The 13703-nt window shown below is 67.7% G+C and carries 13 protein-coding genes and 1 pseudogene; 8 read left to right on the top strand and 6 right to left on the bottom strand.

All coding sequences use genetic code 11. The features are described from left to right. Positions 1–276, top strand: a 276-nt coding sequence (locus tag JO059_RS21270; RefSeq protein WP_293322424.1) for a glycerophosphodiester phosphodiesterase family protein, incomplete at its 5' end; no start/stop codon positions are given. Between the two features lie 174 nt (positions 277–450). On the opposite strand, the gene JO059_RS21265 is transcribed toward JO059_RS21270, so the two are convergent. From JO059_RS21265 to JO059_RS21255, 3 genes are all read right to left on the bottom strand, one after another. Then, complete coding sequence (locus JO059_RS21265; protein ID WP_293322422.1) at positions 451–1692, bottom strand: SLC13 family permease; 1242 nt, start codon at positions 1690–1692, stop codon at positions 451–453. Between the two features lie 292 nt (positions 1693–1984). Beyond that, positions 1985–2905, bottom strand: a complete 921-nt coding sequence (locus tag JO059_RS21260; RefSeq protein WP_293322420.1) for an MBL fold metallo-hydrolase — start codon at positions 2903–2905, stop codon at positions 1985–1987. After that, a complete protein-coding gene (locus JO059_RS21255; RefSeq protein WP_293322418.1) occupies positions 2905–3663 on the bottom strand; it encodes a 5-oxoprolinase subunit PxpA in 759 nt (252 codons plus the stop codon). The genes JO059_RS21260 and JO059_RS21255 overlap by 1 nt, the downstream gene beginning before the upstream one ends. Positions 3664–3711: 48 nt before the next feature. Here JO059_RS21255 and JO059_RS21250 point away from each other — a divergent pair, with 48 nt between their 5' ends. Next, positions 3712–4791 (top strand): LacI family DNA-binding transcriptional regulator, encoded by a 1080-nt coding sequence (locus JO059_RS21250; protein ID WP_293322416.1) that lies wholly within the window; start codon positions 3712–3714, stop codon positions 4789–4791. On the opposite strand, the gene kstR is transcribed toward JO059_RS21250, so the two are convergent. Then, positions 4788–5387: a cholesterol catabolism transcriptional regulator KstR gene (gene kstR, locus JO059_RS21245; RefSeq protein WP_293322429.1), complete on the bottom strand. Its 600-nt coding sequence runs from the start codon at positions 5385–5387 to the stop codon at positions 4788–4790. The genes JO059_RS21250 and kstR overlap by 4 nt on opposite strands. Positions 5388–5636: 249 nt before the next feature. Between kstR and JO059_RS21240 the strand changes: the two genes are divergently transcribed. Further along, positions 5637–7751 carry an acyl-CoA dehydrogenase gene (locus JO059_RS21240; protein ID WP_293322414.1) on the top strand — a complete coding sequence of 705 codons (2115 nt, stop codon included), beginning with the start codon at positions 5637–5639 and terminating at the stop codon, positions 7749–7751. A 104-nt stretch (positions 7752–7855) separates the two neighbouring features. After that, positions 7856–8706, top strand: a pseudogene (locus JO059_RS21235) (hypothetical protein). A gap of 50 nt (positions 8707–8756) precedes the next feature. Here the strand turns inward: JO059_RS21235 and JO059_RS21230 are convergent. Continuing rightward, positions 8757–9290, bottom strand: coding sequence for a hypothetical protein (locus JO059_RS21230; protein WP_293322412.1), 534 nt, complete (start codon positions 9288–9290; stop codon positions 8757–8759). 29 nt (positions 9291–9319) lie between these two features. Continuing rightward, positions 9320–10414 carry a ferredoxin--NADP reductase gene (locus JO059_RS21225; RefSeq protein WP_293322410.1) on the bottom strand — a complete coding sequence of 365 codons (1095 nt, stop codon included), beginning with the start codon at positions 10412–10414 and terminating at the stop codon, positions 9320–9322. Between the two features lie 156 nt (positions 10415–10570). Between JO059_RS21225 and hsaA the strand changes: the two genes are divergently transcribed. From hsaA to JO059_RS21205, 4 genes are all read left to right on the top strand, one after another. Beyond that, positions 10571–11755 (top strand): 3-hydroxy-9,10-secoandrosta-1,3,5(10)-triene-9,17-dione monooxygenase oxygenase subunit, encoded by a 1185-nt coding sequence (hsaA, locus tag JO059_RS21220; protein WP_293322408.1) that lies wholly within the window; start codon positions 10571–10573, stop codon positions 11753–11755. Between the two features lie 3 nt (positions 11756–11758). Beyond that, positions 11759–12643, top strand: a complete 885-nt coding sequence (hsaD, locus tag JO059_RS21215; protein WP_293322406.1) for a 4,5:9,10-diseco-3-hydroxy-5,9,17-trioxoandrosta-1(10),2-diene-4-oate hydrolase — start codon at positions 11759–11761, stop codon at positions 12641–12643. Next, positions 12640–13542 carry an iron-dependent extradiol dioxygenase HsaC gene (gene hsaC, locus JO059_RS21210; RefSeq protein ID WP_293322404.1) on the top strand — a complete coding sequence of 301 codons (903 nt, stop codon included), beginning with the start codon at positions 12640–12642 and terminating at the stop codon, positions 13540–13542. Before hsaD ends, hsaC begins: the two co-directional genes overlap by 4 nt. Before the next feature lie 12 nt (positions 13543–13554). Continuing rightward, positions 13555–13703, top strand: a 149-nt coding sequence (locus JO059_RS21205) for a flavin reductase (RefSeq protein WP_293322427.1), incomplete at its 3' end; no start/stop codon positions are given.

Raw genomic sequence — 13703 nt, 5'->3', positions numbered from 1 at the left:
AATGCCGCCGCGATCAACGATCCGATGATCGGGGCGCTGATGGTCGGCGCCACGATCGTCTCGCCCAGGTACCAATTGGTCACCGGCAAACCTTACGCCGACCACGCTCATTCGTTGGGGCTCAGGGTGATTCCATGGACCGTCGACGATGCGGCCGCCATGCGCGAGCAGATCGCCGACGGGGTCGACGGCATCATCACCGACTATCCGACGCTGCTGCGCGGCGTGCTGGCCGAGCTGGGCATGCCGCTGCCGTTTGCGTATCACCGGAATTAGTGTTCGGTCCCCGACCCGCGGCGGAGCGTTCGTCACCGCACCGTGGAGGGCCGCGTTTACCGCGTGCCAGCGAGTGGGGCCCGGTCGCGCGAGGAGCTGGCGTGCTAGTCATATCCGGATCCGGCGACGGCGGGTAGCGCCAATGGGTGCGATCGCGTGTCTGCTCGGGCCGGGTTAGGTGCCGAGCAGTCGCGCGCTCGCCCACAGCGCGACCACCGCCACCGTCAAAGCAACGGGCACGGTGCACAACCCGAGGCGGGTGTACTCGCCGACTCCGGCGTCCATGTCGTGCTGGCGCAGCACGCGCCGCCACAAGAGGTTTGACAGTGAACCCACATAGGTCAGGTTGGGTCCGACGTTGACTCCGATGAGCACCGCCAGAATCGCCGTCGTCCCCCCGTGCGCGAGCAGCGGCAGCAACACCAGGGTGGCGGGCAGGTTGTTGACCACGTTGGCCAGGACGGCGGCGATCGCGGCGATCGCCAGCAACGCGGGCAAGCCCGAGCCGGACGGCAGCACCGCAGACATCGCCCGGTCCATCCCGTTGAGCATGACGGCCTGCACCACCACGCCCAGCGCCAACACGAACACGAGGAAGGAGACGTGGACCGACCGCAGAATCCCGACCACCGAGGTGTGTCCACGGCTCAGGCTCCGCACGGCCAGCACGGCCGCGCCGCAGAGGGCCACCCAGGCCGGGGCCACCCCCACCGATTGCCCAACCGCGAACCCGGTCAGCGTCAAACCGACGACCACCAACACGAAAATCGGGGGCCGCGGCGCCGGCTCGGACCCCTCGGGTCGGGGCTGAACGCGCAGGTCCCCCGCGAAAAACCAGCGGAAGACCAGGTAGAGGGTGGCCACGGTACCCAGCCACGGCAATGTCATGACCAAGGTGAATTTGGTGAACGAGATGTGGGCCGTGTGAAATGCCAGCAGGTTGGTCAGGTTCGACACCGGCAGCAGCAACGAGGCGCCGTTGGCGAGATGAGCGGTGGAGTAGGCGTACGGGCGCGCCGTCGTTCGCAGGCGACGGACGGCCGCCAACACCACAGGGGTCAACAACACCACGGCCGCGTCCAGGCTCAGGACGGCGGTGGTCAGCGCGGCGATCGCGAATACTCGCCCCAGCAGGCCACCCGACCCGACGCGCCCCCGTGCGATCGCCGCGCCCGCGGCCTCGAACAGCCCCTCGTCGTCGCAGAGCTTCGCCAGCACCAGTACCGCGCCCAGGAACCCGACCACGCCCGACAGCTCGGTCACCTGCTTTGCGGCCTGATGCACCGAAATCGCGCCGACCGCAATCAGGATGGCAGCCGCGGGAACCGCCGCGACCGCCTCCGGCCAGCCGCGCGGACGGGTGACGGCAAACGCGAGCACGACGCCAAGCAGCAACAGGCTCAATGCCAAGGCCATGGCTCAGTTCGCTTTCGCCGAAGGCTCGCGTCGACACGTCAAGGCCATCGGCGGGTGTAGCTCCCTTCCAAAACGGATGCTGATCGCGGCGCATGTTACCGTCCCGGGGCTACTCCCGGTGCGGCGCGTTGACGAGCAAACCGGTCTTCGCCCAGCCGTTCTGACCGTTCGCGCTTTGCTGTATCCCCTCTCGGACAACTCGTGTTGGCTCGCTGGGCGGGGGGCAGGCATATGCGGCGCTTTTCACGGCAGGTTCAATGTCAGCCTGGCGCTACACCGCCGCGCGACGATTTCAACTCCAGGGGTTCTCGCGGCGCCAGACCGTCGGCATGTGCAACGCGACACCGTCTTTCGCGGCCAGCTCGTCGAGGATGCTCATCGAGACGTCCAAGTCGTCACCCGCATATGGCAAGGCCCGCAACGGCTTCGAAAGGGGCCTGAAGAAATCGTCCCAATGAATCAGGATCACCCGCCGCGCGCCCACCGCCCGCACGGTCTCGGCCCAGTAGTGCTCGAGATAGGACCGCGGCCGCAAACCCAATTGGCCGACGGACAGGTATACAGCGTCGGCGCGCAGACCGGCGAGCGCGCCCTCGATAAAACCCGCGCTGCCCTGGATCAGCAGCCGGCTGCCGGTCGGCCGGTGATGCACCAGGACCGACCATGCCTCGCCGCAGCGATATGCCGATGCCTTCACCGGCGGCGCCAGGGGTGCATCGATCTCGCCCGGGAACCGGTCCGGCGGGCAGTGGCGCGACTCGACGAGCGTTACGTCGTATGCGCCCAACCGGATTGGTGCGCCCGAGGTGGCAACAACGATCCGGTCTTCGGGTAGCCCGTATCCGCGGCCAACATTGGCCGCCGACCGTCCGCCAATCAGCCGGGCGCCGGTGCGGTCGGCGACCAGTGCGGAGTCCAGCACGTGGTCGATGTGGGTGTGCACGGGGATGACGGCCTCCAGCCGCGCGATCTTGGCCCGCGCCAGGCACCCGTCCACGCGCACCGGTGAGGGGGACACCTTGCCAGCCGCCACCCGCGCCAGGCCGGGACGGGAGAAGTACCCGTCGGTCATCAGCGCCGACGACCCGTCGTCCAGCAACAGCGTCGCAACCCCCAGCCAGATAACCGACAGCGGCGAACCATCTTGGGAGGCAGGCACATCGAACCGATCCGAATAGCACGCGATGTCGGGGCGACCGAGCTTCAGTCGCATCAGCAGAACGCCCCGATATCGACGCCGGCCGCTTTGAGCTGATCGCGCACTGCCGCCGCGATCTGCACGGCCCCTGGTGAATCTCCATGCACGCAAACGGATTCCACGCTAACAGCCACCTCGCTACCGTCGATCGCCGTCACCTGACCGGAGGTCACCATTCTCATCACTCGCTCGGCGACGGCCGCCGGATCATGCAGCACCGCACCCGGTTCCCGACGCGAAACCAGCCGGCCGTCGGGTCGGTAGGCGCGATCGGCGAACGCCTCGGCCACCGCGCGCAGGCCGCGGCGGGCCGCCTCGTCGAAAAATGCCGAGTCCGCCATGCCGAGGACCGGCAACGTGGGATCCACCAGGCGAACCGCCTCCGCGACGGCGGCACCCTGCTCGCGGTCGGTCACTATCGTGTTGTACAGCGCGCCATGGGGTTTGACATATGACACCGTCGAGCCGGCGGCCGCCGCCATCGCCTGCAAAGCGCCGATCTGGTACACCACGTCGGCGACGAGATCGTCGGCCGCCACGTCGATGAAGCGCCTGCCGAATCCGGCCAGATCGCGGTAGCTCACCTGCGCCCCGATCCGCACACGACGCTCGGCGGCCGACCGGCACACCCGCAACAGGCCCGCGGGATCTCCGGCATGGAAACCGCACGCCACGTTGGCGCTGGAGACGATACCCAGCATGGCGTCGTCGTCACCGAGTTTCCAGACGCCGAAGCCCTCGCCCAGGTCCGCGTTGAGGTCGATACCGGCCACCCGCCCAGCTTATTGCCCGAGGTCCGCAACGCTGTAGCGTCACGCAACGTGAGTCCCACACCGCGCCGGCGTGCGACTCTGGCGTCGTTGGCGGACGAACTGAACGTCTCGCGCACCACGATCTCGAATGCGTTCAACCGGCCGGATCAGCTTTCCCCCGACCTGCGGGAGAGGGTGCTTGCGACGGCCAAGCGGCTGGGCTACCCGGGGCCCGACCCGTTGGCGCGATCGCTGCGGACCCGCAAGGCCGGAGCCGTCGGCCTGGTGATGGCCGAGCCGCTGACCTATTTCTTCAGCGATCCTGCGGCGCGGGATTTCGTTGCCGGAGTGGCGCAATCATGCGAAGAGCTGGGGCAGGGCCTGCTGCTGGTGGCCGTCGGGACCAGCCGGAGTCTCGCGGACGGGACGGCGGCCGTCCTGGGCGCCGGGGTGGACGGCTTCGTGGTGTATTCGGTCTGCGACGAGGATCCCTACCTGCAGGTGGTGCTCCAGCGGCGGCTGCCGGTCGTCGTGGTCGACCAGCCCAAGGGCCTGCCTGGAGTCTCGCGGGTGGGCATCGACGACCGAGCGGCGATGCGCGAGATCGCCGACCACGTGCTCGGTCTGGGTCATCGCGAATTGGGGTTGCTGACGATGCGCCTGGGCCGGGAACGCCGCCAAGGACTGGTGGACCCCGACAGGCTGCGGTCGCCGTCCTTCGACGTGCAGCGAGAACGCATCGTCGGCGTCTGGGAGGCGATGACGGCCGCCGGCGTCGACCCGGATTCGCTCACAGTGGTGGAAAGCTACGAACACCTGCCGGAATCGGGCGGCGCCGCCGCCAAAGCGGCGCTGGAGGCAAATCCGCGGATCACCGCGCTGGTGTGCACCGCGGATATCCTGGCCCTCTCAGCGATGGATTACCTTCGGGCACATGGCGTTTACGTACCGGGTCAGATGACCGTCACCGGCTTCGACGGGGTGCCCGATGCGATCAGCCGCGGGTTGACCACGGTCTCGCAGCCGAGTTTGCAAAAGGGTCGGCGAGCGGGCGAGCTGCTGCTCAGGCCGCCACGGTCGAACCTGCCGGTGGTCGAACTGCTGGACACCGAGCTCATTCGCGGCCGCACCGCGGGGCCGCCGGGCTAGGTCTGGTCGGAATCGCCGATCAACAACCGCACGGCCAGGTCCAGCCGCTTGGTGACGTCGGTCGCCGAGGCCCGCCGGGTGAGCCAGGCCAGCAGGTTTGACGTCCACACATTCGAAATCACCCGGGCGATGTGGTACTGGTCCTCGGTCGGTTCGCCGTCGCTCATCGCGCGCGCGAACATGCTGTCGATGAGCGTCTCGACGTGGTCGACCTCGCTGGACGCGGAGGCGTCGGCGAAGACGTAGGCCCGTGTCATCGCCTCGGTGAGCAGCGGATTGCGCTGCATCGCGCGGTTGAGCTTGCCGACCATGAAGTTCAGCCGCTGGAGCGGAGTGCCGCCGGCAACCGCGGAGCGGTCAGTTTTGGCGTCGATGCGGCTGAACTCGCGGCCCAGGGCCGACACCAGCAGATGCACTTTGGACGGGAAATAGCGGTACAGCGTCCCGACCGCCACATCTGCGCGGTCCGCCACGGCGCGCATTTGAACCGCCTCGTAGCCGCCTTTCGACGCGATGGCCATGGTGGCGTCCAGGATGCGTTTGCGACGCTCCCGTTGAGCTTCCGAGCCGAGTTCGGACTCGGCAAGTACGGCCACGTTCATCACCTGACGCGGCGGCGAGTCAGAGACGCGGGCCGAATTCGGGTGCGCTGACGACATCTGACGGGATGCTCCTTTTCCGGGTGACTCAATAGCAAACGATACGCAGGCCGTGCTTGAATTTCCCACCTCCCCGCAGCAGCGACAGCGACCTGTACTGCTGTAATGGCGTTCGACTTGACGTTCGATCGCTGGCACTATTAGAACACGTTCTAGTGGCAATAGCAGGGCACGGAGGATTCACACGTGGTAGCGACGGTCACCGACGAGCAGGTCGCGGCCCGTGAGTTGGTGCGCGACTGGGCCCGCAAGGGCGGGACGGCGGCGATCCGCGCCGTCGAGGAGGGCGACGCCGACGCATGGCGCCCGGCCTTCGCCGGCCTGGCGAGCCTGGGGCTGTTCGGGGTGGCGGTTCCGGAAGACCGCGGCGGGGCGGGCGGCAGCATCGCGGATCTGTGCGCGATGGTCGAGGAGGCGGCCAAGGCCCTGGTAGCCGGGCCCGTTGCAACCACCGCTCTGGCGACCCTGCTCGCCAGCGAGGCCGCACCCGAACTCCTGGCCCCGCTGGTCTCCGGCGAACGCTTCGCCGGTGTCGCGCTCGAAGGTGACGTGCAGTTCGACGACGAGACGTCGCGGGCGTCGGGCACCCTGTCGTACGTGCTCGGCGGCGCGCCGGGGGGGCTGTTGATCCTGCCCGCCGGCGACCGGTCGCTGGTAGTCGACGCCGACGTCGACGGCGTCAAGATCGAGCCGCTGCGGGCCACCGACTTCTCCCGGCCGCTGGCCCGGGTGGTGCTGACCTCCGCGCCGGCAACGGCGATCGCGGTGCCGTGGCCGCGGGTGACGGACCTGGCCGCGACGGTGCTGGCCGCCGAGGCGGCCGGCGTGACTCGGTGGTCGCTGGAAACGGCGGTGGCCTACGCGAAGGTGCGCGAGCAGTTCGGCAAACCGATCGGCAGCTTCCAGGCCGTCAAGCACCTGTGCGCGGAGATGCTCTGCCGGGCCGAACAGGCGGAGGTGGCCGCCGCCGATGCGGCCCGCGCCGCGGCGGATCCCGACGCCGAGCAGTTTTCGATTGCCGCTGCCTTGGCGGCGAGCGTCGGTATCGCGGCCGCCAAGGCCAACGTCAAGGACTGCATTCAAGTGCTCGGCGGAATCGGCTGCACCTGGGAGCACGATGCGCACCTATACCTGCGCCGGGCCCACGCCATCGGGCGAGTGCTCGGGGGCGCCGAGCGCTGGTTGCGCCGTATCACCGCGCTGACGCAGGCCGGTGTACGCCGCCGCCTGAGCGTGGATCTCTCGGGGGTCGAGGAGTTGCGGCCCGAGATCGCCGCGGCCGTCGCCGAGATCGCCGCGCTGCCCGAGGATCAACGCCAGGCGGCATTGGCGGAGGCCGGCCTATTGGCGCCGCACTGGCCGGCGCCGTACGGCCGGGGCGCGTCGCCGGCCGAGCAGCTGCTGATCGACGAGGAGATGTCGGCGGCGGGTGTCGTGCGCCCCGACCTGGTGATCGGCTGGTGGGCGGCCCCTACCATCCTCGAGCACGGCACACCGGAGCAGATCGAGCGTTTCGTGCCCGCGACCATTCGCGGCGAATTCCTTTGGTGCCAGCTCTTTTCCGAGCCGGGAGCCGGCTCCGACCTGGCTTCGCTGCGCACCAAGGCGGTGCGGACCGACGGCGGCTGGCTGTTGACGGGGCAAAAGGTGTGGACGTCCGGGGCGCACAAGGCGCGTTGGGGGGTGTGCCTTGCGCGCACCGACCCCGACGCTCCGAAGCACAAGGGCATCACCTACTTTCTGGTCGACATGACCTCGCCCGGCATCGAGATCCGGCCGCTGCGCGAGATCACCGGCGACTCCCTGTTCAACGAGGTGTTCCTGGACAACGTGTTCGTCCCCGACGAGATGGTGGTCGGCACGGTGAACGACGGCTGGCGGCTGGCCCGGACCACACTGGCCAACGAGCGGATCGCCATGGCCGCCGGTACGGCGCTGGGCAATCCGATGGAAGAGTTGCTCGAGGTGCTGGCCGAGATGGACCTCGACGTCGCCCAGCAGGACCGGCTGGGACGGCTGATCGCCACGGCCCAGACCGGCGCCCTCCTGGACCAGCGCATCGCCCAGCTGGCCATGGGTGGCCGGGACCCGGGGGCGCAGTCCAGCGTGCGCAAGCTGATCGGCGTCCGCTATCGCCAGGCTTTGGCCGAATACATGATGGACGTGTCAGACGGGGGCGGCGTCGTGGTGAATCGGGCGGTGTTCGACTTCCTCAACACCCGCTGCCTCACGATCGCCGGCGGTACCGAGCAGATCCTGCTCACCGTCGCCGCCGAGCGGCTGCTCGGGTTACCCCGCTAGATCGTTTTCGCCGAGCCTGCAATTTCGCAGGCCTTCACTCGCGCTTTGTCTGCAGAATTTCAGGCTCGACGAGGCTGTCGGTGCCCTCGGCCACTATTCGGCCCATGGCCGGGGTGTTGATCGGTAGCGAAGCTGTCGCGCGGGGAACTGTGACGCGGCACGAACTGCAGCGTTGGTATCGCCGATCTATCCGGGGGTGTACGCCGGACGGCGCCAACAACTTTCGCTGAGGGACAGGACGGAAGGCGCATGGTTGTGGTCACGACGCAGGGCGATCGTGGCGGGCGTCGCCGCGTCCGCGCTGCACGGTGCTCGGTGGGTAGGCGCCGACATCCCCATCGAGTTGGTCTGGTCGAACACCCGCCCACCAAGGGGAATTGTCGCGCGTGAGCAAGTGCTGGCCGACGAAGTCACTCGCGTCGCGGGATTGCCGGTCACCACTGCGGCGCGGACGGCATACGACGTGGGCCGGTATCTACCGCGCGGGCAGGCGCTCGCCCGCCTCGACGCGTTGATGCGGGCGAAGGCTTTTTCGACGGAGGACGTGCTGCTGCTTGCCAAGCGATACCCCGCTGCGCGCGGCATACGACGGCTGCGGTCGGTATTACCACTCGTCGACGGCGGCGCCGCCTCGCCGAGGGAGACCTGGCTGCGGCTCGGGCACGCGGGCTTGCCAACTCCGACCACCCAAGTACCGGTGGTGCAGGGCTACACCGCAATCGCCTTCCTCGACCTGGGCTGGCCGGAGTTCGGCGTGGCCGTGGAGTACGACGGCGACCACCACCGCAGCGATCGGCGTCAGTATGTGAAGGATCATTGGCGATCACGGAAGCTCGCCGAATTGGGCTGGGTGGTGATTCGGGTGATCGCCGAGGACCAACCCGAGGATGTTGTCGAACGCGCCCAGAGGGCGCTGCGCGCCCGAGGTTGGCGGACCGTTCCATCGAGCCGGTAAATCCGCAGGCCCGCACTCGCACTTTGCCTGCAGATTTACAGGCTGGGCGTTTAGGTAAACGACGTCTGCGCGCACGTGCTGGGCGAGGTGATGTTGACGCCGCTGTACACCACCTGGATGTGTGTGCAGACGATGACGGTGATGTCCGTCTTGGGCTGGCCGGTCTGCCAATCGGCCGAGTCGATCCGGCCCCAGGTCTGGTACTTGTCCGGCGGCCCGTCACCGAAATAGATCGTGGTGATCTCGTCGGAGCCCATCTCCTTGTGGACGCGCTCGAACTGGCCGGCCGCGTGCGTGTCGAGGTAGGCCAGCCGGTTGGGTGAGCGGGTCTCGGTGGACTGGCGCGCCCACAGGCCGGGCGGAAAGCCCGTCACACCGTCGGGCGTGCGCACGTCCGCCCCGACGGTGAAGTCGCAGTGGCCGTCGGCCTTGAAGCAATTGACGAAGGCGTGCGTCTCGAGCTGGTTCGGCCCATCCAGCGGGAACAGGGTGGTCGCGGTGTTGCTCGCGGCGCCAGCGACGGGACTCGGCAGCAAGGTCAGCAACCCTCCGACGACTGCGCATCCCGTTATCAGCCGCTTCATGGCGCTCCCCTTCCCGGTTCGCTACCCGACTATTCGTCGTAGGAGACTTCTACCGAATCAGATTCCGGCCGAGATTGACAGGCCAAAATTAGGCCCTCATCGAGATCCTGTTGCTCCAGGACGTCGTTGACCTCCATGTTCACCTTGCCGCTGCGCATGGTGCAGGCGCACGCCCCGCAGTGGCCCTCCCGGCAGGAAAAGGGCGCATCCAAGCCTTTCGCGAGCAACACGTCGAGCAGCTTGGCGTTGCGCGGCCACGAGACCGTGTGGGTTTCGCCGTCCAGCTGGACCACGGCGGTGGCCGGCGGCTCGTCCCCTTCTGGGGTGTCCTCGATCTTGACCGCCGCGAACGGATCCGACTCCAGGGACTTGAACACCTCGATATGTACCTGTGCCGCAGGCACTTTCAGGGAGTCCAGCGCCGCACGCGCCGCGTCCATGAAGGGCCCCGGCCCGCAGATGAACACGGGCCGATCGGTGTAGGGGGCGGCCAACCTGGCCAGCGCGGTGGCGCTCGGCAGCCCCTGCAGCGATTCCAGCCAATGCACCAGTGTCAGCCGGTCGGGGTACTTGGCGGACAACTCGCGCAGCGCGTCGGCGAAGATCACCGAGCGGTCGTCGCGGTTGGCGTAGAGCAGCGCGACCTGCCCGCCGCCCTCGGCGAGCGCCGACTTGCAGATCGACATGATCGGGGTGATCCCGCTGCCGGCGGCCATCAGCAAGAAGTCGCCGTCCAGCGTCTTGGGCACGAAGTTGCCCGACGGCGCCAGCACATGGATCCGCATGCCTTTGTGGGCGTGATCGCAGAGCCAGTTCGACGCGTATCCGTCGGCGGTGCGCTTGACGGTGACGGTGAGGGCGTCACCGGTGAACGGGGAACTGCACAGCGAGTAGCAGCGGGCCACCGAACCGGTGCGCTCGCTGGGAACGCGCAACGTGAGGAACTGGCCGGGGGCGTAGCTCAGCCGCCCGGGCGGGATTCCCGGGTCCCCCGGGTCGTCCGGCACCGCGAACACCAGCGACCGCGCCTCGTCGGTTTCCGCGACGACGTCGGCGATCTGCAGTTCAAGGACGTGGTCGCCGAGTGGCTCGTCGGGTGCTTGGTCCAGATCCGACTCGGTCAAGACCGGCCCTCCCTTTCATCACAACTAGAACATGTTACAGAAAACCGGATTTATATCGCTACCAGGCGCAGGAATACGCTGCTCGACACAAATCGGAACGTGTTCTAGTCTCTGGTGTAAGTCCGCTGCGTAAGTCTGGCCCAGGAGGGATTCTCGGTGACGTCCATTCAACAGCGTGATGCGCAGTCGGTTTTGGCCGGGATCGACGACCTGCTGCCGAAGATCAGGGAGCGCGCCCAGGCAACCGAGGACCTGCGCCGGCTGCCCGACGAGACCGTTCAGGAACTCGAGGACATCGGTTTCTTCACCCTGTTGCAGCCCGAGCAGTGGGGCGGCCTGCAATGCGATCCCGCGCTTTTCTACGAGGCGACAAGGCGGCTGGCGAGCGCCTGCGGTTCCACCGGCTGGGTCGCCTCGATCGTGGGCGTGCACAACTGGCACCTGGCGCTGTTCGACCAGCGCGCCCAGGAGGAGGTGTGGGGCGAGGACCCCAAGACGCGGATCTCGTCGTCGTATGCCCCGATGGGCGCCGGCGTGGTGACCGACGGCGGCTACCTGGTCAACGGATCGTGGAACTGGTCGTCGGGTTGTGACCACGCCAGCTGGACGTTCGTTGGCGGCCCGGTCATCAAGGACGGCCGCCCGGTCGACTTCGGCAGCTTCCTCATCCCGCGCAGCGAGTACCGCATCGACGACGTGTGGCATGTCGTCGGGTTGCGCGGCACCGGCAGCAACACCTTGGTGGTCAAGGACGTCTTCGTGCCGCGGCACCGGTTCCTGTCGTACAAGGCGATGAACGACGGCACCGCCGGCGGGTACGAGACCAACACCGCCCCGGTGTACAAGATGCCGTGGGGCACGATGCATCCCACGACCATCTCGGCGCCCATCGTCGGCATGGCCTACGGCGCTTACGCCGCGCACGTGGAGCATCAGGGCAAGCGGGTGCGCGCGGCCTTCGCCGGCGAGAAGGCCAAGGACGACCCGTTCGCCAAGATCCGGATCGCCGAGGCGGCCAGCGACATCGACGCGGCGTGGCGCCAACTCAGCGGCAACGTCGCCGAAGAGTACGCGTTGTTGTCCGCCGGTAAGGAGATCCCGTTCGAGCTGCGCGCCCGCGCGCGTCGTGACCAGGTGCGGGCCACCGGTCGCGCCATCGACTCGATCGACCGGTTGTTCGAGGCGTCCGGCGCCACCGCGCTGGCCAACGATCAACCCGTGCAGCGCTTCTGGCGCGACGCGCACGCCGGGCGGGTACACGCCGCCAACGATCCCGAGCGCGCCTACGTGATCTTCGGGAACAACGAGTTCGGGTTGCCGCCCGGCGACACAATGGTCTGATTGATGACGGCTACCGAGGAGCTGACGTTCGAGTCGACGTCGCGCTTCGTCGAAGTGGACGTCGACGGGCCTCTGAAGCTGCACTACCACGAGGCAGGCATGTCCCTTGCCGGCAGCGATCGGACGGTGGTGTTGCTGCACGGCGGTGGTCCCGGGGCGTCGAGCTGGACGAACTTCTCCCGCAACATAGCGGTGCTCGCGCAGCACTTCCATGTGCTGGCCGTCGATCAGCCGGGTTACGGTCACTCCGACAAGCGCGCGGAGCACGGCCAGTTCAACCGCTACGCCGCCCGCGCGCTCAAGGGACTCTTCGACCAGCTGGGCCTGGGACGTGTTCCGCTGGTTGGTAATTCGCTGGGCGGGGGCACGGCGGTCCGGTTCGCCCTCGACTATCCCGACCGGGCCGGGCGCCTGGTGCTGATGGGTCCGGGCGGCCTCAGCGTCAACCTGTTCTCGCCCGACCCGACCGAGGGCGTCAAGCGGCTCTCGGCGTTCTCGATGGCCCCCACGCGTCAGAATCTCGAAGCGTTCCTCAAGGTGATGGTCTACGACAAGAAGCTGATCACCCCCGAACTGGTGGATCAGCGGTTCGCGCTGGCCAGTACGCCGGAGTCGCTGACGGCGACGCGGGCGATGGGAATGTCGTTCGCCGGGGCGGATTTCGAGCTCGGGATGATGTGGCGCGAGGTGTACCGGCTGCGGCAACCGGTGCTGCTGATCTGGGGGCGTGAGGACCGGGTCAACCCGCTGGACGGCGCGCTGGTCGCGCTGAAGACAATTCCGCGTGCGCAGTTGCACGTCTTCGGGCAATGTGGGCATTGGGCGCAGGTGGAGAAGTTCGACGAGTTCAACAAGCTGACCATTGATTTCCTGGGAGGCGCACGATGAGTATCCGGTCGTTGGGCTATCTGCGTATCGAGGCCACCGACATGGCGGCCTGGCGCGAGTATGGCCTGAAGGTGCTCGGCATGGTCGAGGGTAAGGGCAGCACCGAGGGCGCGCTCTATCTGCGGATGGACGATTTCCCCGCGCGGTTGGTGATCGTGCCCGGCGAGCGCGACCGGCTGTCAGAGGCCGGCTGGGAATGCGCGAACGCCGAAGGCCTGCAAGAGATCCGGAACCGGCTCGACGTGGAGGGCACCCCGTACAAGGAGGCCACCGCGGCAGAACTGGCGGATCGCCGCGTCGACGAGATGATCCGCTTCTCCGACCCGTCGGGTAACTGCCTCGAGGTATTCCACGGTGCCGCGCTGGAACATCGCCGCGTCGTCAGCCCGTACGGGCACAGGTTCGTCACCGGGGAGCAGGGACTGGGCCACGTCGTGCTGTCCACCCGCGACGATGCCGAGGCATTGCACTTCTATCGGGACGTGCTCGGCTTCACGCTTCGCGACTCGATGCGGCTGCCGCCGCAGGTGGTGGGGCGGCCTGCAGATGGGGCGCCGGCCTGGCTTCGCTTCTTCGGCTGCAACCCGCGCCACCACAGCCTGGCGTTCATGCCGGCGCCCACGCCCAGCGGCATCGTGCACCTGATGGTCGAGGTGGAAAACTCCGACGACGTGGGGCTGTGCCTCGACCGGGCGTTGCGTCGCAAGGTGCCGATGTCGGCCACGCTGGGCCGCCACGTCAACGACCTGATGCTGTCGTTCTACATGAAAACTCCCGGCGGATTCGACGTCGAATTCGGTTGTGAGGGCAGGAAAGTCGACGACAACGACTGGATCGCGCGGGAGAGCACCGCGGTAAGCCTGTGGGGCCACGACTTCACGGTCGGCTTCAAAAGTTAGTCTGAGCGACCCATGTCGGCGCAGATCGATCCGCGGGCGTTCCGGCAGGTGCTGGGTCAGTTCTGCACCGGCATCACCATCATCACCACGGTGCACGACGAGGTACCGGTCGGCTTTGCCTGTCAGTCTTTCGCGGCGCTGTCGCTGGAGCCGCCCCTCGT

The organism is Mycobacterium sp., from assembly GCF_019247615.1.
Classification (GTDB): domain Bacteria; phylum Actinomycetota; class Actinomycetes; order Mycobacteriales; family Mycobacteriaceae; genus Mycobacterium.
The sequence above is the reverse complement of the archived record's forward strand: the minus strand, read 5'-3'. Positions and strand labels throughout refer to the sequence as shown.